This is a genomic window from Bartonella sp. AC535YNZD (assembly GCF_042196625.1).
Classification (GTDB): domain Bacteria; phylum Pseudomonadota; class Alphaproteobacteria; order Rhizobiales; family Rhizobiaceae; genus Bartonella.
The window spans coordinates 49,473-72,526 of record NZ_JBHIQP010000008.1 but is presented as its reverse complement, the minus strand read 5'-3'; the positions used below and the strand labels follow the sequence as shown (position 1 = coordinate 72,526).

Annotated in this window: 17 protein-coding genes; 13 read left to right on the top strand and 4 right to left on the bottom strand. The window is 36.4% G+C overall.

All coding sequences use genetic code 11. The features are described 5' to 3' along the window. Positions 1-144 precede the first annotated feature (144 nt). Together ACFIM8_RS06285 and ACFIM8_RS06280 are read right to left on the bottom strand one after the other, a co-directional pair. Complete coding sequence (locus ACFIM8_RS06285) at positions 145-2,463, bottom strand: NADP-dependent malic enzyme (RefSeq protein WP_375608305.1); 2,319 nt, start codon at positions 2,461-2,463, stop codon at positions 145-147. 1,065 nt (positions 2,464-3,528) lie between these two features. Beyond that, positions 3,529-8,088 carry a hypothetical protein gene (locus tag ACFIM8_RS06280; RefSeq protein WP_375614659.1) on the bottom strand — a complete coding sequence of 1,520 codons (4,560 nt, stop codon included), beginning with the start codon at positions 8,086-8,088 and terminating at the stop codon, positions 3,529-3,531. A gap of 665 nt (positions 8,089-8,753) precedes the next feature. Here ACFIM8_RS06280 and hfq point away from each other — a divergent pair. The 4 genes from hfq to ACFIM8_RS06260 all read left to right on the top strand — a co-directional run bounded on the left by hfq (position 8,754) and on the right by ACFIM8_RS06260 (position 13,582). Beyond that, complete coding sequence (gene hfq, locus ACFIM8_RS06275) at positions 8,754-8,993, top strand: RNA chaperone Hfq (RefSeq protein ID WP_005773461.1); 240 nt, start codon at positions 8,754-8,756, stop codon at positions 8,991-8,993. A gap of 54 nt (positions 8,994-9,047) precedes the next feature. Beyond that, positions 9,048-10,391 (top strand): GTPase HflX, encoded by a 1,344-nt coding sequence (hflX, locus tag ACFIM8_RS06270; RefSeq protein ID WP_375607103.1) that lies wholly within the window; start codon positions 9,048-9,050, stop codon positions 10,389-10,391. A gap of 144 nt (positions 10,392-10,535) precedes the next feature. Then, positions 10,536-12,359, top strand: coding sequence for a hypothetical protein (locus ACFIM8_RS06265; RefSeq protein ID WP_375614658.1), 1,824 nt, complete (start codon positions 10,536-10,538; stop codon positions 12,357-12,359). A 131-nt stretch (positions 12,360-12,490) separates the two neighbouring features. Then, positions 12,491-13,582, top strand: a complete 1,092-nt coding sequence (locus ACFIM8_RS06260; protein ID WP_375610401.1) for a COX15/CtaA family protein — start codon at positions 12,491-12,493, stop codon at positions 13,580-13,582. Positions 13,583-13,602: 20 nt separating this feature from the next. Here the strand turns inward: ACFIM8_RS06260 and argC are convergent, their stop codons facing one another. Continuing rightward, on the bottom strand, positions 13,603-14,535 hold the full coding sequence (argC, locus tag ACFIM8_RS06255; protein ID WP_375608301.1) for an N-acetyl-gamma-glutamyl-phosphate reductase: 933 nt from the start codon (positions 14,533-14,535) through the stop codon (positions 13,603-13,605). 326 nt (positions 14,536-14,861) lie between these two features. Here argC and glyA point away from each other — a divergent pair, with 326 nt between their 5' ends. The 6 genes from glyA to nusB all read left to right on the top strand — a co-directional run bounded on the left by glyA (position 14,862) and on the right by nusB (position 19,400). Further along, positions 14,862-16,175, top strand: a complete 1,314-nt coding sequence (gene glyA, locus ACFIM8_RS06250; protein ID WP_375614657.1) for a serine hydroxymethyltransferase — start codon at positions 14,862-14,864, stop codon at positions 16,173-16,175. 13 nt (positions 16,176-16,188) lie between these two features. Beyond that, positions 16,189-16,671 (top strand): transcriptional regulator NrdR, encoded by a 483-nt coding sequence (nrdR, locus tag ACFIM8_RS06245; protein WP_375607108.1) that lies wholly within the window; start codon positions 16,189-16,191, stop codon positions 16,669-16,671. After that, on the top strand, positions 16,664-17,791 hold the full coding sequence (gene ribD, locus ACFIM8_RS06240; protein WP_375614656.1) for a bifunctional diaminohydroxyphosphoribosylaminopyrimidine deaminase/5-amino-6-(5-phosphoribosylamino)uracil reductase RibD: 1,128 nt from the start codon (positions 16,664-16,666) through the stop codon (positions 17,789-17,791). The genes nrdR and ribD overlap by 8 nt, the downstream gene beginning before the upstream one ends. After that, a complete protein-coding gene (locus tag ACFIM8_RS06235; protein WP_375607110.1) occupies positions 17,773-18,390 on the top strand; it encodes a riboflavin synthase in 618 nt (205 codons plus the stop codon). Before ribD ends, ACFIM8_RS06235 begins: the two co-directional genes overlap by 19 nt. A gap of 81 nt (positions 18,391-18,471) precedes the next feature. Beyond that, on the top strand, positions 18,472-18,927 hold the full coding sequence (locus tag ACFIM8_RS06230) for a 6,7-dimethyl-8-ribityllumazine synthase (protein ID WP_375610397.1): 456 nt from the start codon (positions 18,472-18,474) through the stop codon (positions 18,925-18,927). Between the two features lie 2 nt (positions 18,928-18,929). Beyond that, positions 18,930-19,400: a transcription antitermination factor NusB gene (nusB, locus tag ACFIM8_RS06225; protein ID WP_375607112.1), complete on the top strand. Its 471-nt coding sequence runs from the start codon at positions 18,930-18,932 to the stop codon at positions 19,398-19,400. 76 nt (positions 19,401-19,476) lie between these two features. On the opposite strand, the gene ACFIM8_RS06220 is transcribed toward nusB, so the two are convergent. Then, positions 19,477-19,956: an outer membrane protein assembly factor BamE gene (locus ACFIM8_RS06220; protein WP_375607172.1), complete on the bottom strand. Its 480-nt coding sequence runs from the start codon at positions 19,954-19,956 to the stop codon at positions 19,477-19,479. Positions 19,957-20,177: 221 nt separating this feature from the next. Here ACFIM8_RS06220 and ACFIM8_RS06215 point away from each other — a divergent pair, with 221 nt between their 5' ends. The 3 genes from ACFIM8_RS06215 to ACFIM8_RS06205 all read left to right on the top strand — a co-directional run bounded on the left by ACFIM8_RS06215 (position 20,178) and on the right by ACFIM8_RS06205 (position 22,979). Further along, positions 20,178-20,735, top strand: coding sequence for a DUF177 domain-containing protein (locus ACFIM8_RS06215; protein WP_375607113.1), 558 nt, complete (start codon positions 20,178-20,180; stop codon positions 20,733-20,735). 149 nt (positions 20,736-20,884) lie between these two features. After that, positions 20,885-21,955, top strand: coding sequence for a phosphate acyltransferase PlsX (gene plsX, locus ACFIM8_RS06210; RefSeq protein ID WP_375607114.1), 1,071 nt, complete (start codon positions 20,885-20,887; stop codon positions 21,953-21,955). A gap of 49 nt (positions 21,956-22,004) precedes the next feature. Beyond that, the gene (locus ACFIM8_RS06205) at positions 22,005-22,979 is read left to right on the top strand and encodes a beta-ketoacyl-ACP synthase III (protein ID WP_375607115.1); all 975 of its coding nucleotides are present in this window, start codon (positions 22,005-22,007) and stop codon (positions 22,977-22,979) included. Positions 22,980-23,054: the final 75 nt, after the last annotated feature.

The following is a 23,054-nucleotide window of genomic DNA, read 5'->3' as shown; positions in this document are numbered from 1 at the left end:
TAATACTATTCTTCTAGCCTTTTTTCTCTTTAAAAAAAAGAATTAATCCAGAATATAGCTGTCTTTTCTATAGAGAAAAGAGGTTTACAGTATATGAAGTACTATACCTCAATATTTAAAAAACTTTGAAATTTTATTGCACATTTATTTTACGAGACTATTTTTTCTATTTGCCGCAAGGACGGCAAGGGCTGTTATATTAACAACTCCCCGTGAAGTTACCGAAGGTGTTAAGATATGCGCGGGACGTGCTGCCCCGATCAAGATAGGACCAACATGAAGTGCATTTGTAAGGCTTCTAACAGTGTTGAGCGTGATATTGGCTGAATCAAGTGTTGGAAAAATAAGCAGATTGGCTTCACTTTTAAGACGAGAATCAGGAAAAACACGATCACGAAAAACTTTAGAAAGGGCAGCATCACCGTGCATTTCACCATCTGCTTCTAAATCAGGGTGTAATTGGGCAAGAATTTCTGTTGCACGTCGCATTTTACGCGCACTTTCTGTGTTTTTAGAACCAAAGTTTGAGTGTGATAATAAGGCTGCTTTTGGTGTTATTCCAAATGCTTCAACTTCTTTAGCGGCCAATACAGTCATTTCAGCGATTTCTTCTGCAGAAGGATTTTCATTGACGTAAGTATCTGTGAGAAAAAGAGTACGCTGTTGAGAGATAAGTAAACTCATAGCAGAAAAACGGTGAACATTAGGATCAAGTCCGATAATTTGTTCAATCAATTCAAGTTGACGTTCAAAACGTCCCTCTAAGCCACAAATCATTGCATCTGCTTCTTCTCGCATAACGGCGAGGGCAGCAATAGCCGTTGTTGATGTTCTTACTATTGTTTTTGCCATTTCAGGCGTAACGCCACGTCTTCCTGTATAATGAAAAAATAAATTAACATAATCACGAAAACGTGGGTCATCTTCAGGGTTTGTTAATTCAAAATCTATACCAGGACGAATTCTTAAACCAAAGCGTTTTAATCTAGCTTCTACGACATGTGGACGGCCGATAAGGAGCGGTGTTGCTGTTTGTTCTTCAATGACAACTTGTGCTGCTCGAAGGACGCGTTCATCTTCACCATTCGCATAAATGACGCGTTTACGTTTTGCTGTTTTTGCAGCAGCAAAAACAGGTTTCATCGTTAAACCAGAAAGAAAGACAAATCGATTGAGGATATCATAGTAGGCTTCCATATCTTCAATGGGACGAATGGCGACACCTGTTGCCATTGCTGCTTTAGCAACAGCGGGAGCAATACGCAGTATTAAACGTGGATCAAAAGGAGAGGGAATCAAATAGTCTGGACCAAAACTGGGAGGTTCTTTTGAGTATGCACGTGCTACAACATCTGAAGTTTCTTCACGTGCAAGAGCAGCAATCGCATGAACAGCGGCCATTTTCATTTCTTCATTAATTGCCGTAGCACCTACGTCTAATGCACCACGGAAGATATAGGGAAAACAAAGTACATTATTAACTTGATTGGGATAATCAGAGCGTCCTGTGCAGATCATTGCATCTGGTCGTATAGACTGTGCTTCTTCAGGCATAATTTCTGGTACTGGATTAGCCAGCGCTAAAATTAATGGGTTTGGAGCCATTCTTTTAAGATGTTCAGGCTTTAAAACACCACCCGCAGATAAACCTAGAAAAATATCTGCATTATCAATAATATCAGATAGAGTTCGTGCGTCAGTTTTTTGTGCGTAATTAACTTTCCAACGATCCATAAGGGTCTTGCGACCTTCATAAACAACGCCTTCCAAGTCACTAAGCCAAATATTTTCAACTTTTGCCCCAAGACGAACCAAAAGATTAAGGCAAGCGAGGGCAGCAGCACCTGCACCTGAGGTAACTATTTTTGCATTTTCAATTTTTTTTCCTGAAAGATTTAAGGCATTTAATACAGCAGCAGAAACAATAATGGCAGTTCCATGTTGGTCATCATGAAAAACTGGAATATTCATCTTAGCACGCAGCTTTTCTTCGATTTCAAAACATTCAGGGGCCTTAATGTCTTCAAGGTTAATACCACCAAATGTAGGTTCTAAGGTCGATACCGTTTGTACCATTTGTTCTACATTGGATGCATCAATTTCAATATCAAAAACATCAATATTCGCAAATTTTTTGAATAAAACAGCTTTGCCTTCCATAACTGGTTTTGAAGCAAGTGGGCCAATATTTCCTAAACCAAGAACAGCAGTTCCATTTGATATAACGGCAACTAAATTAGAACGGGAGGTATATAGAGCAGCAAGATTAGGATCTTCATGAATTGCAAGACATGGTGCTGCAACACCTGGAGAATAAGCAAGAGCTAAATCACGTTGATTATCAAGAGGTTTTGTTGCTTGTATTTCCAATTTTCCAGGTTTAGGGTATTGGTGATAAAAAAGCGCGGCACTGTCAAGTTCAGCTTTTGGTGACCTTAAATCACTATTTCGTTCTCTAGACATTTTTATGATATCCAAGTTAGTGTGTATTTATATGAGTGTTCTATCTACGTTAAGGTTTTGTCCACTAATAGATCCTCATTTCTCTGAATATCAAAATGCGTGAGCATGAGCAAATTCTTCTGGATCATAAAACCAGTTTGGTAATTCTTTTTGTTTGTGCGCATGAATAATTTCATGGTTAGTCGCACGTTTGTTTTTCTTTCCTTAATAAAATGCATAAAAATTGATTAGTTTACAAAAGAATAAAATATTTTCTAACGACTATATTACCAAGTCATTATTTTTTTTGCAATGCTTAGAAAATAAGGAAAGAACAGAAGAAATTTTCTTATTCATTTCATTCGTTTTTTATAAAATATATATTTTATTTAAAGTTTTATACGGAGGTAGAAAAAAATTAAACAACAATTTGACAGTTATAAATTGTTTATTCAGCTATTTAAAAGGAGTTTGGAACATTGAGAATGACAAATATGTTATTTTAAGCAATGAATATGTCACTAAAACAGCTGTAATTGCGCACTCTATACATAAAGTCCATTCCATTAACGCTTTGCTTTATAATTTATAATGAATCATCTCGTATATTGAATGGGAAAGTTGAGTACAATAAGATACATTCATTTCAAATTCACCTAATGTAATAAAAATATTTACTTAGATATTTCAAGTGCGCTTAATATGTGGATAAAAACATGTAAGAAAGGAATAGAAATCTCTCTTATGAGCCATTTTAATAATAACGCATGAAAAAATATTAAAGGCTAGCAAATAAAATAATTTTATTAAATCTTTGTGTTTTTATGAAAATATGAAAAATAAAGGAGTTAAGAAAAAAATAAGGAAATAGAAAACATGCTTTATCATTCTTAGAATGATATGTTGTTTGATAAGCCATTACGCTTCTTTAGGATTATTGCTTAGGATATCAAAGAAAACCGCATGCCAATTATCCCAACCTTTGAAGTACAAAGCTACAGTTGAAAGAAAAGCATTCTATGATGAACCATTAAAACGACTAGAGAGAGAAAGTGGAAAAAATATCTTTTTCCACTTTCTTATTTGTTATTGGATTCGACCACTTGCATGAGCAAGCATAGTATAAACTTTTCCGGTATCTGATATCAAGTACTTGCGAACTGAGTTGGAAGAGCCAGAACTGCGCGATATATCACGTAAGAGCTTTTCGAAATCTGTAACATATTGATTCACTGAACGTTTAAACCCAAAATCGCTCATATATTTTTTCTTAATCATTTCAAATATTTTTTGTCCATTTAAGGTATAAAGGCGTTCTGTTACGATGTTTTTTTGTCCACGTTGATAATGATCCCATAGCTCAACAATGGCATTGTGATTAATCGCTTGCACTATACCAGCAGCTAATGAATTAAGAGAGCAGTTTGCAGGAGATGGTTTTGTTTGCACTGATGTTAAAACAGCCTCACTAGGGGGAGCATCATAAAATGTTTCTTCACGTGAAGCTCTTTCTAAGAGATTTGATACCCATTTATTTGGTCTTTTTTTGCTTTGATCTTGTTGCAAAATAGGCTTAGGTGGCACAATCTTTTTAACAGACTCAGTGGAACTGTCACTTTTTTGATTAAACATTGATGATGTAGGAAATGCTGATATTAGCTGTTTTTGTGCGCTCTTTTGATCATTTTGTATAACACTGACTAAATCTTGTAACGCTGTAATCTGTTCATTCAAAGCTGTGCGAATTGTTTGCGTTGTTTCTTTTGTTTTTTCTGGAAGTTTTTTTACATTTTCATTGATATCATTATTAATCTTTGAAAGCTCTAAACGAACTTCATCAGCGGAGCGACGTATATCTTCTGCTGCTTCTGAAAAACGCGTTGATGCTTCACTAACAAGCTTATTAAGTGATTGTTGGAATGAATTTGTGGAGTTACGCGCATTCTTATCAGAGCGTTCAAGTGCTAAGTTGAAGATTTTTTCATAATGCCCAATCATTTGATTAATTTCATGAGACTTTGAAACAAGAGCATCGCTTAATACAGAAAGCGTATTATGTTTTTCTTCAAGTGTTGCACTAAGTGAATTTTCAGACTGTTCAAGAACATGAATAGTTTGGGAAAGTGTCTTTGCATGCTCACCAAAACTGCTCGTTATATGATTAATTTGTTCAAAGGTATTCTTTGAAAGTCCTTGTAGAATTTCAACATTAGTATTGAGCGCTTGATTTGAGGCTGACAAACGCTCTGCTACTTGGTCCGTGTTGCGGAAAAAATTATTCGTACTCTCATTAAACTGCCCATCAATATTTTGAACAGCCGATAATAAAACATTACTATTTTCGTGAAAATTGTAAATTGATTGATTCAACTGTGTTAAGATGGATGAGACATTATTAACAAGCTCTTCCTTCATAATCGTTATTGTTTGAAGTGTTTCAGAGTTAGCTTTGGTTAAGCTATTCACTAGAGATTCATTATGTGCATAAATTCTTTGTTCAGCATCTTGTGTGGAGAGAGAGAGTTGTTCACCGATATGCTGTGTTAAAGAATCAATTGATTCTGTCGTACTTTGCGCTGCTTGATTTAAGTGATTTGTTAGCTCTGTTATTTTTCCAACATGTTCTGAAATTTGTGTGGCTGTTTGATTTCTTGCATCTTCCAGACGGCTCGTTACATCAGAGAGCTGATGTCCTAAATTATTTTTAAGATTTTGCATAGAGTGATGAAGAACATCACAGCGTTCATTAAGAACTTGTTCTATTGCTGTTGTTGATGTGTGAATAGTTTCATTCAATAATGCTTGTGCATTATGACTGGCTGTTGTGAAAGCTTCGACAGTATGTGCTGTTTGTTCAGACAAAACGGACAGAACTTTTTCACTGGTATCATAAACTGTTTTTTTAACGTTTGATACAATGCGATTTCCTGATTCTGAAAGAATATTTTCTGCTTGTGCAGTAACATTTGTAACAGAAGAAAGAATTTGTTCACTTGTAGAAGAAAGAATGTCAGAGGCCTTTATAATCTGACTGTGCAGGTTATCTGTCACTGTATTAACAGAATCTTCTAAGGTGACACGCATATTGTCAACACTGTTTTCCAGCGCTTGTTGAATTATCTGACTTTGTTCATTATTAAGCATGAGAGATGTTTTTAAAGTGTCAGAACGTTCCTCAATAACAGATGTTTGTGCATCAATAGCTTCACATACTTGGCTAATTTTTTCAGATAATGTTTCTTCTAGCGTTGTTGTACGTTCAAAAATTTTGTGTGCACGAACTTCTAGATTTGTATCAAATGATTCCATACGCGTCTCAAGAGTTTCAAAGAAAACACCACTCGATTGAGAGAGAGTATTCTTTAAAGTTTCGGCCTGACTTTCAAGATTTTTGATATGATCTTGAACCGTTTCAGTAATATTTTTATTGTTGGCAACAATTGCGCTCTCAACTAAATCTATCTGTTGTTTCAATGCAACATCAACACGTATATCACTTTTTGCAATGAGATTATGGATTGTTTCCATGCGTTGCTCGAGTGTGCGTGCTTGATCGGCAAGAACTTCATTGAGAGAAAAACTATTAATCGCTAAAGAGTCACGTAGAGCATCAGCACGGATATCAATATTTCTCGCTTGTGCTTCTAAAGCATCTTGGGTTGTATTACAACTTTGTACAATGACATCTTGTAACTTTTCAGTGCATTGAATGATGTTCGTAATATGATTTTCAGCTTGTTTATCAACGACTTGAACATTATCAGCCAAAACTTTTTCAATATGAGAAGTATTTTGGGATAAAACATCAATTTGATTTCTTAATGTATCCGCAATTTTATTCTTCTCGTTATCGAGCATATCTGCCATAAGAGCTCGTTGATCAGAAAGTTGTACTTTAAAATCTTGTGAACGTTCTTGTATGATATCAACAATGGCATTGTCGACATATTGAATTTCTTCTCTCAGACTTTCTTTACTTTTATCAATTGCAGAAAGAATAGCTTCACGTCCATTTGTAAATACATGGGTAATGTCTGCTGTTTTTTCTTGGAGGTTCTCATTTATTTTCAAGACATGAGCTTCCAAGAAGTTACCAAGTTTTTCAGCGTTATCCTCTAAAGCCTGACTTTGTTCTATAAAGGAATCAATAATGGAATCACTATGTTTTTTAAGAGAATGATCAACAGTTGCTAAACGTTGTTCAAAGGCTCCAATCGCTTGCGAGGTTACGTTATCAAATTTAGAAGAGAGTTTATGTGCTTGGTCGTCGAGCTTTAAGATCTTCTCATCAAAATTCTGTATAGATTGATTATTACGATCAATAAGAGCTTTATCTAAGGCTTTAAACTTTTCATCGACAGCGTGCAAAGTTTGATCTGTTACTGTTTGTATATGTGTTGCAATTTTAGCAACATGCGCTTCCGCTTTTTCAGCTGTTTCATTAAAAGTTTTTTCTATTTGTTTTTCATTATGATCAAATTGTTTTGCAAAGCCATCAAAGTTTTTTCCTAATTCATGAAAAAATTCCGTGTTTTTTTGCTGAATTTGTGTTGTTGTTTTGTTAAATTTTTCAACAAGTTGATTTGTTACGCCATCACCGGCACAGGAAAGTTTTTCAACAAGGTCTTCACCTTGTTTTTGTAAAGTTTGAGAAAGGGTTTGTGCAAGCTTTTCAACATTGGTGACAATGTTAGAGGTAACCAACCCAAATTCATCACTCAGTTGTTCTTGGGTTCCTTTAATTGTTGATTGTACGCGATCTGCATGATTCAAAATGGCTATGCGTTCATTACTCAATTCTTTGATTAATGTGTGAATGCGTGATTCATTCTCAGCATAGGCTTGTTCTAGATTGTGAACTTCACCTTGTATGATTGCTTCAAGTTCAACAGCACGTCCGAGGGTACGCTCAATACCTTCGTTCATTGCCGCTACTTCTTCACGAATGGTTTGCCCTATAGCAATAGCTTGTTTTTCGGATAGATGTTGTGGTTCACTAAGGCGCTGTGCAGCATTGGTCATAAGAAGAGCAATATTATGCAAGTCGTTTGAGCGTTTTGTTAATTGAGCAACGCCCCAAGATATAAGGATAGGAATTGCTGTTCCGGCTGCTACAGCGAGGCCTGTTGGGGATGTAACAAAAGTGCTGATATTGGATAAGGAGCTGAGTCCGGTAGGTGCGAGTTTATGCGCAATAAAAGCTCCTCCCGTTGCCCATAAAGCACTAAGCGCTGTTGTATACCAGTAGACTCGAGAGGAAGAACGCTGCTTTAATGGTCCAAAATTTACAGGGGTTGTTATATCATCATTTGCAGGAAGAAGTTTTGTAGACAACAATGTATTATGAACAGTTCCACCTGAAATATCAGGTGAAGGTTTTGGAGCAAAAAGCTGTTCAACAACGGATTTATCAATAACAGCTTCATCATGAATATTAGAAACAAAAGTTGATGTACCGTTTTCAGCAAAAAATTCTTCTTCTGCCATTGCAATTTTTTGAATCAGATCATCGACATTAACAACATTTTCAGAATTATTGGATGATATCGTTTCAAATCCTGTGTTATCGAAATCAAAGTTCATAGCTTTTGTGAGGGCTTCTTCAACTTCAACTTCAAATGTTTGCAATTTTGTTCTGCGTGCCATACTCGCCTCGTACTCTTACAGCCGGAAAAGGGATACGTCCTCTTCCACATAATTTCTATATACTAGCTGTTAATTATTTAGAAAGGAATATGCTTAGGGAAAAATTTTAAAAACTTATCAAGATAAAGTTAACGCAGTTTCTTGTATCCTGTTTTAAAATATTATAAAATATAGTAAAAACAATTTATTATTTAAATCTAACTAAAACAAAAACACTGTTTACAACTTGTGTTTATAAAAAGCTTTATAAGCCGGCAATCTTTGAAATAAGGATAATTTAATAGCGGTTATATATACAGTAAGGTGCGAATGCCTCTCTTTAATATCGATAATCGTTAATAAATGTTGTTGTCCGCTTGCTTTTATTGATTCTAAACGAAGCAGATTCATCATCACATATAGTCTGTAATAGCTTAGGATGTATATTAGGATGTATAAAGTATGCCTTTGAATTGTAAGCTCATAAAAAAGTAAACGTGGAAAAATTTTTAATTTAATATAGATTTTCGTAAGTTGTACTTTATTATTGCCTTAAAGAGCTGTTTTTTCTCTGATTTCAGTTGTTTGTTTCTGAATTTTGAAGCTTCTACGTTGACAATTGGATATTTTTCAGTCGATATGCATGCACGAATATTTTATGCAATCTAGATAAAGGTGTAAGAATAATGGCAGAGCGATCACAACACCTGCAAGATGTGTTTTTAAATACGGTGCGTAAGCAAAAAATTTCCCTTACAATTTTTCTTGTCAATGGCGTTAAACTCACGGGTATTGTAACTTCATTTGATAATTTTTGTGTTCTTTTGCGCCGAGATGGACACGCGCAATTGGTTTATAAGCATGCTATTTCTACGATTATGCCTGGACAGCCTGTACAGATGTTTGAGGGTGAAAGTCCTGAGTAAGCACGTCATTTTAAGATAGACCTCTTATCCCATTTTAAAAGTACTTAGATTGCTATGATAAATGAAAATGAGAGATTAGGAGGGGTGTTTTCGCAGAATACAGAACAGGTGCGTGCACTTGTTTTGATACCGATTTTTCAAGAAAATAGAAGTGAAAGCTCTTTGAGAGAGTGTTCTATATCTTCTCGTGTTAAAGAATCATTGGGGTTAGCGCGTGCTATAAGGTTAGAAGTTGTTAATTATGAAACGATTAATATTGCAACGCCTCGCTCTGCGACACTCTTTGGAAAAGGTAAAGTAGATGCGTTAACCTGTTATATAGATGAATATTCTATTGAGCTTGCGATTGTAGATCACTTTTTAACGCCAGTACAGCAGCGTAATTTAGAAAAATTATGGAATTGCAAAGTTATCGATAGAACAGCTTTGATTCTTGAAATTTTTGGGGATCGTGCACGAACAAAAGAAGGAGTTTTGCAAGTAGAGTTAGCGCGTTTGTCCTATCAAAAAGGGAGACTTGTGCGGAGTTGGACGCACTTGGAAAGGCAACGGGGGGGGCGTGGCTTCCTAGGGGGACCTGGTGAAACGCAAATTGAAGCAGATAGGCGTCTTTTACAAGAAAAAATTATTCGTATTCGCCGCGAATTGCAAACGGTTATTAAAACACGTGCACTTCATAGAGCAAAAAGGAAAAAAACATCTTATCCTGTTGTAGCAATGGTAGGATATACGAATACAGGAAAGTCAACTCTCTTTAACCGTTTAAGCGGTGCAGATGTTTTAGCAAAAAATATGTTATTTGCAACGCTTGATCCGACTTTGCGCAAAGTTGTTCTTCCCCATGGAAAAACTGTTCTTTTGTCTGATACTGTAGGGTTTATTTCTAACTTGCCAACGAATTTGATTGCAGCTTTTAGAGCAACCCTTGAAGAAGTGGTTGAAGCGGATCTCATTCTTCATGTAAGAGATATGTCAGATCTTGATCATCGAGCACATGCCCAAGATGTTTTAGAAGTGCTTTCAAGTCTTGATATCGATATTGATGATATGGAGCACATCATAGAAGTTTGGAATAAGATTGATATGTTAGATGAGCAAGCATTGAATGTTTTACAAACAAGCGCAAAGACGCGATTAAATCCTGCTCTCATGGTATCAGCACTTAAGGGGGATGGACTCGATCAATTATTAAGAGCCATTGAAAAGCGAATTTTTGGAGACGTGCAAAGCATTGAATATCTTTTACAACCTCATGAAATGTCGCTTATTGATTGGTTTTATGAAAACTCTGCGGAAATAGTGCAAGAAGGGCATGATGATGGGTCTATTACCATTAGAGCGGTTGTTACTTCTGAAGCAAAAAAACAACTAGAGAGCCTCAAAAAAAATATGAATTAAGTTCTTTAAAGCTATTGTTGAACATTTTTGCTTAAATTTTATATTTTTATTATCTCAAAATAATATGACAGCAAGTTAAGAGGATAGTTACTACTTTCTCTTAATAAAACAATATGAAGAAGTATTTTGCTGGTTAAAATAAAGATGAGTCTTACATGTAATAAAAGACTATTCGTACGTACCGTATGGCGAAGCATTTTGATTGTTTTGCTATTACAAATGCTATGTGTATCTTTGATTTGGTTGTATTATTTTGTCCAGCCCCGTGGTTACCAAGCAACTTTAATATTTTCATTATCTGATTCTGTTGGAAAGCCATTACCAATTAAAAAGCAAGACAATGTTATCGCCTTTTTGTTTTCACAGCCTATAATTTCAAATGATTCTCCTTTTTCTTTAAGGGTTTCTTATAAGAAAAAAAATCAGGAAAATATCCGTTTATCGCGTCATGGTGAACTTATCAACCTTACTTTTGAAGCTGAGACACAGGAAGCAGCACAACGTGGGTTGGAAACTTGGTTTTCCGTATTTTCACAAGCAATCATAAAACAAAAACAATTCTTGTTAAATGATAAATCTGAAGACAAACAATATGATAACACTGCGATTATTAATATCGTGCAGGAATTTCGGTCCTCTGTTGATTCTTTTATTCAGCATAGTGTCAAACAAACAGAGCTTCATGATCTTTCGATGCAATTAATGCAAGCAACTTTAAAGCGTATTCATTTAACAAGTTTGAATTCAACGATTAACATGATACGTGAAAATGGACAGTCTTTACTGTCTTTATCGTTTATTGCAGATAATTCAGCAATTGTTTCTCTGGAATCTAAACGTGATCTCTTGGAAACGCAAAGAGCACATATGGCGGCGCAATTGGGGTGGACACATCCTCAAATTAAGGCAATGACTGCGGAGTTAGAAGCGGTTTCTCATCAATTAAACAATAAAATTTTACAGATCGTTTATCAAGTTCATTCAGATATAATTATTGCAACGGAGTTGGAAAAACAGCTCCAAAAAAGGGTGAGTTTTTTTGTAAAAGATCAATCCCAATCTTTGAATGAAATATTTAACGAGTTTGAAAATAAAATAAAAGCAGCGGTCGATGCACAAAATAAAGTGATGAGCAAATCTGCTCAAAGAGAAAAAGTTATTGGTTCATATTGGGGATTGAGTGATAACCCTCTTCTCTTACAAAATACAAAGATCAATGTGGTAATGCCAACAACATTAGCCCCCATTTCTTTTATGGCTCTTTATGGAAAAAATGTTCTTGTGGGTGCATTGGCCAGCTTCCTTACTCTTTTGCTAGGAATAATGTTATTTTATCCGTTCTTTAAAAGCAAAAAAGACCAACTTTCAGAAGAGGATGTGAGATTAAAAGAAAATGCTCTCAAGAAGAATGAGAGTCTTTTAGTCTCTCAAGAAATAAAAAATCTTGAAGCTTTTATTACGATAGAGGGATTATCTGATGTTTTGAAATGGCATGCTTCAACAGTTATTTCAATTATTGGACCAGAGGCTGCACGGACAGCGGCAAAGCTTTCACTTCATCTCACAAAAGAGAACAAAACAATTTTATTGATCGATATCTCTGGTCAACAAATAGAGAAAGTCATTGGCCCACATCGCGGACTGAGTGATGTTTTAACCGGCCATGCTCAGATGCATGATGTTATTTACCGCGATTACGATACGGGCGTTGATATTCTTCCTCAGGGATTAACAAGTGCTGTTTCTGCACAAGATTTTTCAAATAATATTTCTCATATATTACAAGAATTTAAAAAAGAATATGATTTTATCATTTTAGAGATGGCAAGCAAACCAAAATATGGTTTTGAACAATTTGCAGAGCTAACAGACTATTATATTTGTAATACTGTTCTTAATGAACAAGATTGGATGATGTGGATGGTAAGCAGCTTTCCAAAGACTGTTTATCGTGTTGTTGCATCATAAACTTCGTAAAAGAGAAAAGAAATATGTATCATATGCTATAGTGGTACGCTTGTTTTTTGCTGAAGTTATAGTACATACTAAAATTAAAGATTTAATGTTAATTTTAAAATGCATTTTAGTTGGAGAGAAGCGTGGGGCAATCAGAGATGGCAGTAAAGAGATTAAACGATAACTTTTTAACACCTGTGCAAAAGGAAAATAGAAAACATATACAGGTGTGGCTTTACTCTATTTTACTGCTTTGTTTGGCAATTGTCTTAGTGGGTGGCGCTACTCGTTTGACGGGATCAGGATTATCTATAACGGAATGGAAGCCAATACACGGTGTTATTCCACCGATTGGTGAGGATCAATGGCAAGAGGAATTTTTAAAATATCAACAAATAGCACAGTATAAGCTTCTTAATCGTGATATGACCTTAAGTGCTTTTAAGGTCATTTTTTGGTGGGAATGGGCGCATCGTGTTCTTGGGCGTCTTGTTGGTCTTGTTGCTTTATTAGGGCTCATTTGGTTTTGGGCAACTAAACGTATTGAAAAAAATATTTTACTCCAGCTTATCATTGTACCAGTCCTTATTGCCTTTCAGGGTTTTATTGGTTGGTGGATGGTCGCTTCAGGGATTGGGCAGAGTAATTTAACAAGTGTGAGCCAATATCGTTTGGCATTTCATCTTATAACGGCATGTTTTGTTATTGTTTTTGTTACTTATTTATCTCGAGGACTTGCAGAATACTCAGAAAAGCCAGCAAATCAAAAGGTGCAATATTTTGCGTCTTGGCTTGTTATTCTCGTTTTGATAGAGATTTATTTCGGAGCTTTGGTTGCAGGGCTTCATGCAGGAAAAGTCTATAATACATGGCCGCTTATGGATGGGCAGATTATTCCTGATGGATTGTTGCAGCATCGTCCTGTTTGGCTCAATTTATTCGAAAATTCCTTAATGGTTCAATTTATTCATCGGTTTTTTGCTTATTTTTTATTTATTGTCTCAGTTGTTCATGCTTTCTATGTACAAAAAAATGCTCCACATTCAACCCATTCTCGTCGTGCATTTCTTATCTGTGTTATGATTATTATCCAAGCAGTCTTGGGTATCTTAACACTGTTACATGAGGTTCCGATAAGTTTAGGGCTCATTCATCAAAGTATGGCACTAGCTGTGTTATGTTTTGCGGTTGCGCACTGGCGAGCAACGAAAGGGGCATATCGCGTTGTTGAATAAAAGTTTGTGGGTAGGGAGGTTTAGTCGCTTGAAAGCATTAAATCGAGGTTCTGGATAGCTGCAGCTGATGCGCCTTTTCCTAAATTATCGAATATGGCGCTGAGATTAAAAATGCCTTCGCGATCATTGCCAAATACGAACAGTTTCATACCATCTTTATTGGCTAAACACTCTGGATTAAGTCTTTCAAGTGAAACAGTTTCTTCTTGTGATGCAACTAAAATGGTATTTTGTCCATCGTAATGGTTTGCGAGAATTTCGCGCAAATCAGAACAGTTTGCTGATTTTGTGAATAAATGGCGATGCAGAGGAAGATTCACAATCATTCCTTGGGGAAAACGACCAACACTTGGTATAAAAACTGGGGTTTGATTGATTTGTCCATAGATTTTAATTTCTGGCACATGTTTGTGTGCAAGATTAAGACCATAAATAAAATAATTTTCCTTAATATTCTGTTGAGATTGATTTTCCATTTGTAAAATCAACTGTTTTCCACCACCGGTATAGCCGGAGATTGCATTAATCGAGATGGGATAATCGGCGTCTAGCAGTCCTGCTTCACGGAGTGGGCGAATCAAACTAATGGCACCAGTAGGATAGCATCCGGGATTGGTTACATAATGTGCTGCTTGAATGCGCTTTCTTTGTCCTGCTGTCATTTCAGGAAAACCGTAAACCCAGTCTGGTGTAACACGGTGTGCTGTCGAGCTATCAATAATCCTAATGTTTTTATTTTTTTTAAGCCAATGAACGGTTTCGCGTGCAGCATCATCTGGAAGACACAAAATAGCAATATCAGCTTGATTAAGATAGTCTTGTCGTAGATGAACATTATGGCGATCTTTATGAGAAAGAGAGAGTAGTTTTAAATCTGTACGCCTTTCTAAGCGTTTTTGTATTTGTAGTCCGGTTGTGCCATGTTCACCATCAATAAAAACTTTGGTTGCCATTCTTTTCTCTACTATATTCAGCTTTTCATATTATAAATTATTTTAAATCATTACCAACTTAAATAATAATTATTAAATTATTGAATTTATTTAGATTATAAATATTTTTTTGTAAAAGGTGTAAACAAATAAGAGCGTAAAAGAAGAAATTTAACCTCATTTTTCACCATTTTTATGAGAGACGTTTTTTGCTGTCTCTATGACAAGGAACAGGATAATTATTTGTATCATTATTTTTGAGTGTAAGTAGTTTAAAATGTTTGGTTTGCATGGTTTGCTGTGTTATCGTTTAATGACTTTATTTTTTAATGTTAGGAACGTATTTTATGACTCAGCAAAAAAATGACGCACAAGAGCGCTTTTTTAATGATAATTTACAAACTGTTGATGATGCAATCTTTGATGCAATTATGGAAGAATTTGAGCGTCAACAACATGAAATTGAATTGATTGCTTCAGAGAATATTGTTTCAAGAGCGGTCCTTGAAGCGCAGGGGTCTGTTTTAACCAATAAATATGCAGAAGGTTATCCAAGAAAGCGCTACTATGGCGGATGTCAATTTGTTGATGTCGTTGAAGATTTAGCCATTGAAAGGGCAAAACAGCTTTTTGGTGCTGCGTTTGCAAATGTACAGCCTAATTCTGGTAGCCAAATGAATCAAGCTGTCTTTTTAGCTTTACTTCAGCCTGGTGACACATTTATGGGGTTGGATTTAAATGCTGGTGGTCACCTTACGCATGGTTCACCTGTTAATATGTCAGGAAAATGGTTTAATGTTGTTTCCTATGGTGTACGTCAAGAAGATCAGATTATTGATATGGATGAGGTTGAGCGACTTGCAAAAGAACATAAGCCAAAACTTATTATAGCAGGGGGCTCATCTTATTCTCGATTCTGGAATTGGGAAAAATTCCGTGAAATTGCAGATGAAATCGGTGCTCATTTACTCGTTGATATGTCTCATATTGCTGGTCTTGTTGCTGGTGGCGTACATCCTTCACCTGTTCCACATGCGCATATTGTAACGACAACAACACATAAATCGCTTCGAGGTCCCCGAGGTGGTTTGATATTGACAAATGATGAGGCTTTATCCAAAAAAATTAATTCTGCTATTTTTCCTGGTCTTCAAGGGGGGCCTTTAATGCATGTGATTGCGGCAAAGGCTGTTGCATTTGGGGAGGCTTTGCATCCTTCTTTCAAGAATTATAGTGCCAAGGTGGTCACACATGCGAAAACTTTAGCAAAAACATTACAGAATAATGGTTTTAATATTGTTTCTGGCGGTACAGATAATCATTTATTGTTGGTTGATTTACGTTCCAAAAATCTAACAGGTAAACGTGCTGAATTGGCTTTAGGACGCGCTCATATTACCTGCAATAAAAATGGTATTCCTTTTGACCCTGAAACGCCATCTATAACATCGGGAATTCGTTTGGGCTCACCTGCTGCTACAACGCGTGGTTTTTTAGAAAAAGAATTTATTCAAGTTGGTCATTTGATTTCAGAAGTTCTTGATGGTCTTCGGAACGCAAAAAGTGATGAAGATAATCATGCTGTTGAAATGGCTGTTAAGAAAAAGGTGGAAGATATAACGAATCAATTTCCTCTTTACTCTTATCTCAGCGCTTGTTAAGGATATAAAAGAGATGCGCTGTCCTTATTGTCAATATGAGGATACACAGGTTAGAGACTCGCGTCCTGCAGAAGAGGGGGCAGTGATTCGACGCCGCCGTGTTTGTTCTGTTTGTGCTGGTCGCTTTACAACTTTTGAACGTGTTCAGTTGCGTGAGCTTTTAGTCGCTAAAAAAAGTGGACGATGTGAACCTTTCGATCGTGATAAGTTAATGCGATCAGTTGATGTGGCTGTACGTAAGCGCAATATTGATCCTGATCATATTGAACGAGCAATTTCTGGCATTGTACGCCAGCTTGAAAGTTTGGGAGAACCAGAGATTTCTTCAGAAAAAATTGGGCATCTTGTGATGGAAGCATTGAAAAGAATTGATGATATTGCTTATATTCGTTTTGCTTCTGTGTATCGAGATTTCCGTAATGCAAGCGATTTTCACGATGTTATAGATGAATTGTCAAAGGGTATCGCGGATACAGAATCTCGTTTTGATGAATAAAAAAGTGCAAGATGAACGGTTTATGGCTGCAGCTATTCGTTTAGCAGAACGTCATGTCGGTCTTACAGGTGAGAATCCTTCAGTTGGTACATTAATTGTGCGAAACGATAATGGTGGAGGGGCTTTTATTGTTGGCTATGGCGTAACAGCTATTCATGGGAGTCCTCATGCGGAAGTGCAAGCTTTACACATGGCAGGTTCTTTGGCTCAAGGAGCTACTGCTTATGTTACATTAGAACCTTGTGCGCATTATGGAAAAACTTCGCCGTGTGTGAATGCACTTATTGATTCAGGTGTTTCTCGAGTTGTTGTTGCGCTGACTGATTGTGACAAGCGTGTTGATGGTCATGGTATTGCTCTTTTGCGAGCGGCGGGTATTGAAGTGGTTGAGGGCATTTTAGCTGAAGAGGCTTTTGAATCCTTATGGACGCATTGGTGCATAAGAAAGATACAACGCTGTGCGGTCACTTTTAAAATGGCAATTTCTGCAGATAATGGTGTTGGAAAAAAAGAGAAGGGCAGCGTAAAAATTAGTGGAACACTTTCTCATGCCCATACGCATATTTTACGTGCTCAAAATAATGCTATCCTCGTTGGTATTGGAACTATACTCGCAGATGATCCACAACTCAATTGCCGCTTGCCAGGGATGGAAATGCGCTCACCAATTCGTATTATTTTGGATGCAGATTTATCTATCCCCCTTGATGCAAAAGTTGTCCAAACAGCAATAAAAATCCCTACATGGGTTATTTGTGATGTAGATCTTTCAAAGAAAAGCAAAAAAAATGCATTGGAGCAATATGGTGTGTCTGTTTATTCGGTCGAGATGAACAATGGTTGTGTAGAACCCTTTGCTCTTTTACAGATGCTTTATAAACATGGGATTAATAGTGTTTTATTGGAAGGGGGCGTCAAGACGGGGGAAAAATTTTTGAATGCTGGTTGTGTTGATTATTTGATATGTTTTCATACCCCCATTGTTTTAGGCAAAAATCGTATTGAAGCCCCTCATTTTGGAAATTATCTTTCGCAGTTTCATGAGATTGAGACAAGAATGTTTGGAAATGACCGTTTTTATAAGTGGAGACGTAAGACATTATGTTCACAGGAATTATAACGGATATTGGTTGTGTTGAAGATGTTCAACCTTTAAAGCAGGGGATGCGTTTAAAGATTTCCACACGCTATGCTATAGAAAGTTTAGCAATTGGCGCATCAATTGCTTGTTCGGGAATTTGTCTGACAATTGTAGAGCGAGGATTAAAGCAAGAAGATTCCAATTGGTTTGTTGTTGAAGCGTGGGAAGAAACATTACGTTTAACGAATCTTGCACAATGGATAAAAGGAACTTTTGTTAATTTGGAACGTTCGCTTCGATTGGGTGATGAAATGGGGGGACATTTGGTTTCTGGTCATATTGATGGTTTGGCTGAAATCATTGATCAAAAAAAGGAAGGGGATGCAATTCGCTTTTATTTAAAAGTTTCAAGACAATTTATGCCTTTTATTGTTAATAAGGGATCTATTGCACTTAATGGGACATCTTTGACTGTTAATGGTGTTGAGGATTGTGTTTTTGATGTTCTTATTATTCGCCATACACTCGAAATGACAACGTGGGGACAAGCTAAAATTGGAGATCGGGTAAATTTGGAAATTGATCAACTTGCTCGTTATGCTGCAAAACTTTTTACTTTAAAAAGAGAAGATGAATAAGCCAACACTCTATTGATCGTTTTCAGAATTTTATGCTTTATAACTTTGATTTTTTTGATTCGTTTTTTGTGGAATTTCATTATGATGAAAGAGATAGGTAAAAAGCCTCACGTATTGATTGTTGAGGCACGTTTTTATGAGGGGATTTCTGATGCGCTTTTGAGAGGTGCAGTGAATACTTTGCAAAAAGCTGAAGCAAGTTATGATGTTGTAACGGTTCCTGGAGCATTAGAAATACCAAGTGCAATAGCTTTTTCTAAACAAAACAAGATATCGTATGATGGTTATGTTGCTCTTGGTTGTGTTATTCGGGGTGAAACATATCACTTTGAAATTGTTGCTAATGGTTCTTGTCGTGCATTGATGGATTTAACTGTTCATCAACACTTGGCTATTGGAAATGGTATTTTGACTGTTGAAAACGAAGAACAAGCATGGGTGCGTGCAAAACTAGATGACAAAAATAAAGGTGGTTTTGCGGCTGAAGCTGCTTTATGTATGATCGCTCTAAAAAAGAGATTTGGAGATAATCGTTAAATATGGCTGATATAAAAAGCAGACATTTTCCGCGTTCAGCCAATAAACGTGGAGCAGCAAGACTTGCTGCAGTTCAAGCACTCTATCAAATGGATATCGTGGGTTCGGGGGTGATGGAAACTGCAGCTGAGTATGAGGCTTATCGTTTGGGAAAAGATATTGATGGAGACCAATATCTTGAAGCTGATTTTCAATGGTTTTTGGCTATTATAACGGGTGTTGTAAAAGATCAAAAGCAGCTTGATCCGCTGCTTCATCAACAGCTTTCTGCAGAGTGGTCTCTTTCACGTCTTGATTCTATCTTACGCGCAATTTTACGAGCAGGTTTATGGGAATTGATCAACCGTAAAGATGTCCCTATTGCAGTTGTTATGAATGAATATGTTGATATAGCAAAGGCGTTTTTTGAAGGTGAAGAGCCAAAACTTGTTAATGCAGTTCTCGACAGTATGGCAAAAAAAGTCCGACTCTAAGAGTTACAAATCCCCTCCATTATAGATCTGATATTATCAGACCTATAATATTGAAACGGTACGCAGACTATATGATTTAGTTATGGGGTGGCAAATTCGCAGGGCCTTTTATAATTTGAATTAAGAAAGGATGTTCTTTCGTTACAGTTGGCGTTGTTTGTGTAATAAAGTCAAACACTTGACCGTCTTGTAACCCGTAATTTGCAACTTTTGCAACCTGATTATTTTTATTGAAGTAAATAGCTAAAACTTTGCGATCAATAATCTTTGTTTTCATAAACTGCATCCCACGATAACGTGTCTGTGAGATGTAATAAAAAACTTCATTATCATATTTTGTTTTTAATGAAGGGGTCCCTAAAGTTAAAAGAACTTGCTCTTGACTTGAGCCAATAGAGATAGAACTTAGAGCATTTTTATCAAGAACATAGCCTTCTCTATAAATTTGGCTCGAACCTGAAGAATCAAGAAGACTACACCCAGCAAGCATTCCTATGCTTGCTATTGATAGACCAATCAATAATTTACGTTTGATTAAGGCTATTATGTGAGGCATTTGAAACAATGATATCTCCTTTTTATACTGAGATGTAGGACAAGAAGGCAACCTCAAGTTTTTTCTAATTTTAACTTAATCTACCGTAGCTTACACTGAGTTTCCCTGTTATAAAGCAAATTATGCCATATAGAATTTCTTTAGAAAAGAAAAAAATGCATAAATACTTGAGATAAATAAAAACATGGTGCTTTACGTGTTTTTATGTTTGGGAGTTGTCTATGAATGTTCAAAATGTTCCTCAAATGACATTTGCTTTGGCTTATCCAATATCTGTACGTTCTCTCCCTGCTAAAGGTATAAGGGTTCATTTTTGTGCAAACAAAAAAGAATGTACACATTTAGCCCAGAACCATGATTTAATTGAAGTAAAATCTTGTGAGGGAAAATTTCATATTTTCCCGTGGAAAAAACGCGGAGTGCGTATAAAAGGTCTGTTGCAAGCGCGTATACTACAGTTATGTGTTGTTACATTAGAACCATTAGAAAATATCCTTTGTGAAAATATTGAGGTTGTTTTTGTTCCTGAAGATTCAAATTTGATGAAGCCCAAAATATCAGAGGATACAGGGGAATTGTTTTTAGATGTAGAGGGGCTTGATACTCCTGAAGTGTTTTATGATGATAAAATTGATATTGGCGCAATCATGGAAGAGTTTTTTGAGTTGTCTATTAATCATTATCCACGTAAAGAAGGGATAAAGATGAATATGGTTGAAAATTTAGAAGAAGCAGAGCGAAAATTCTCTCCATTTTCTGTTTTGAAAAATTGGAAGTGATTGTAAAAAAATATAAAAAATATCTATTGTATGCTAAACGGTATTTTCTGCGGAGCGATTTTCGCAGGATATTCTGTGTGAGTATTCAGGAGCCAAAAATCATAATATGTATTTAAAGATGTAAATGAAAAGATGTGGGATATGCAAGCGTGATTAGAATTTCTGTGGATGTCATGGGCGGTGATTACGGTCCAGAAGCAGCTATTGCAGGAGCAGCAATTGTACAAAAATATTTATCAAATATTTATTTTCTATTTTATGGGGTAGAGGAGACTGTTTGTCCGGTTTTAAAAAAATATCCCTGTTTGGATTCTGTATCGCGCTTTTGCCCGACAGAAAGTTATACACGCATGGATGAAAAGCCAAGCCAAGCACTTCGTAACGGACGTGGTAAATCATCAATGTGGTACGCCATTGAAGCGGTAAAAAATGGTGAAGCTGATGCTTGCATTTCTGCTGGTAATACGGGTGCACTTATGGCCATGTCTTATTTTTGTTTGAAAATGCTTGCAGAGGCTGAACGTCCTGGTATTGCGGGTATCTGGCCAACACTGCGCAGTGAGAGTATTGTTTTAGATATTGGAGCAACAATTGGTGCCTCTGCTAGTCAGTTGGTTGATTTGGCGGTTATGGGAGCAGGTATGTTTCGCGCTTTATATCACACTGAAAGACCAAGTGTTGGGCTTTTAAATGTGGGGGTGGAAGAGGTTAAAGGACTTTATGAAATAAAAAAAGCAGGAATGATATTGCGTGAAGTGCAATTAGAAGGATTGGAATATAAAGGATTTGTTGAGGGCAATGACATTGGAAAAGGAACAGTCGATGTTGTTGTAACAGAGGGGTTTTCTGGTAATATTGCTTTAAAAACCGCAGAAGGAACCGCGCGACAGATAGGAGAGATTTTAAACTCTGCAATGCGCAGTTCTTTTTTAACATCTCTTGGTTATTTTTTATCGCGGGGTGCTTTTCGTATACTGAAACATAAAATGGATCCTGATAGGGTGAATGGAGGAGTGCTTTTAGGTTTGAATGGTGTTGTTATAAAAAGTCATGGCAGTGCTAATGCTAATGGCTTTGCTTCTGCTATCCGCGTTGGTTATGAGATGGTTAATAACGGACTTTTACAAAAAATAACGGCTGATTTACGGCGATTTCATGAAAATAAAGAAACACTTTTTGACCAAGAAGATGAAGCAGTGATGAATGGAGAGTCCTTATGATAAGCTCTTATAATAGAAATAAAAAATTTGAAGAAAAGGTAAGAGCTGAATGATTCGGTCAATTATACGGGGTGTAGGAAGTGCTTTGCCGAAAAGAAGTTTATCAAATGATGAGATTGCAAAGTTTGTTGAAACGTCAGATTCATGGATTGTTCAGCGTACAGGAATACGCCAACGTTATATTGCCAGTGAAAATGAAACAACTGTTTCTTTAGGAGTTGAGGCTGCGCAAGCAGCACTTACAAATGCTGGTTTAACAATAAAAGACATCGATTGTATTATTTTAGCAACGTCCACCCCGAATCGTACTTTTCCTGCTTCTGCTGTTGAAATTCAGCATGCTTTGGGAATGAGTCATGGATTTGCTTTTGATATTCAAGCTGTTTGCTCTGGTTTTATTTTTGCTTTAACAACAGGAGATTCTTATTTACGGTGTGGGGGAGCTAAAAGAATTTTAGTTATTGGATCCGATACATTTTCTCGAATTTTAGATTGGGAAGATCGTACGACATGTGTTTTGTTTGGTGATGGTGCTGGTGCTGTTATTTTGGAAGCACAAGAAACTGAGGGGGATATTGCTTTTGAGCGTGGTATATTGTCTGCGAAATTGCGCTCTAATGGTGCTTATATAGATAAGCTATATGTTGATGGTGGACCTTCAACAACACAAACGACAGGCTATTTGCGTATGGAAGGACGAGAAGTCTTTAAATATGCTGTTGGTATGATAACGGATGTGGTTGATGATTGTTTTGCAGCTGCAGGTATGGATTCTTCACAACTAGATTGGTTTGTACCTCATCAGGCTAATAAGCGCATTATTGAAGCATCTGCTAAAAAGCTGGGAATTTCACTAGATAAAGTTGTGATTACCGTTGATCAACATGGTAATACGTCTGCTGCATCAGTTCCGTTGGCTTTAACAACAGCTGTTTGCGATGGAAAAATAAAAGAAGGAGATCTTATCATGTTAGAAGCCATGGGAGGTGGATTTACATGGGGAGCAATTCTTATTCGTTGGTAAATTATGGCTACTTGACCATATTTTAAGAAAACGTATAAGTCATTTTGTAATTTTTAATATTTTAATAGGTGGTTA

Excerpts from the sequence above, each read along its gene's own strand:
- ribD (WP_375614656.1), top strand. The coding sequence starts at position 16,664 with ATGAATAAAAAAGTGCAAGATGAACGGTTTATGGCTGCAGCTATTCGT.
- ACFIM8_RS06280 (WP_375614659.1), bottom strand. The coding sequence starts at position 8,088 with ATGGCACGCAGAACAAAATTGCAAACATTTGAAGTTGAAGTTGAAGAA.
- argC (WP_375608301.1), bottom strand. The coding sequence starts at position 14,535 with ATGGCAACCAAAGTTTTTATTGATGGTGAACATGGCACAACCGGACTA.
- hfq (WP_005773461.1), top strand. The coding sequence starts at position 8,754 with ATGGCAGAGCGATCACAACACCTGCAAGATGTGTTTTTAAATACGGTG.
- ACFIM8_RS06265 (WP_375614658.1), top strand. The coding sequence starts at position 10,536 with ATGAGTCTTACATGTAATAAAAGACTATTCGTACGTACCGTATGGCGA.
- nrdR (WP_375607108.1), top strand. The coding sequence starts at position 16,189 with ATGCGCTGTCCTTATTGTCAATATGAGGATACACAGGTTAGAGACTCG.
- ACFIM8_RS06230 (WP_375610397.1), top strand. The coding sequence starts at position 18,472 with ATGATGAAAGAGATAGGTAAAAAGCCTCACGTATTGATTGTTGAGGCA.
- ACFIM8_RS06235 (WP_375607110.1), top strand. The coding sequence starts at position 17,773 with ATGTTCACAGGAATTATAACGGATATTGGTTGTGTTGAAGATGTTCAA.
- nusB (WP_375607112.1), top strand. The coding sequence starts at position 18,930 with ATGGCTGATATAAAAAGCAGACATTTTCCGCGTTCAGCCAATAAACGT.
- hflX (WP_375607103.1), top strand. The coding sequence starts at position 9,048 with ATGATAAATGAAAATGAGAGATTAGGAGGGGTGTTTTCGCAGAATACA.
- ACFIM8_RS06205 (WP_375607115.1), top strand. The coding sequence starts at position 22,005 with ATGATTCGGTCAATTATACGGGGTGTAGGAAGTGCTTTGCCGAAAAGA.
- ACFIM8_RS06215 (WP_375607113.1), top strand. The coding sequence starts at position 20,178 with ATGAATGTTCAAAATGTTCCTCAAATGACATTTGCTTTGGCTTATCCA.
- ACFIM8_RS06285 (WP_375608305.1), bottom strand. The coding sequence starts at position 2,463 with ATGTCTAGAGAACGAAATAGTGATTTAAGGTCACCAAAAGCTGAACTT.
- ACFIM8_RS06220 (WP_375607172.1), bottom strand. The coding sequence starts at position 19,956 with ATGCCTCACATAATAGCCTTAATCAAACGTAAATTATTGATTGGTCTA.
- glyA (WP_375614657.1), top strand. The coding sequence starts at position 14,862 with ATGACTCAGCAAAAAAATGACGCACAAGAGCGCTTTTTTAATGATAAT.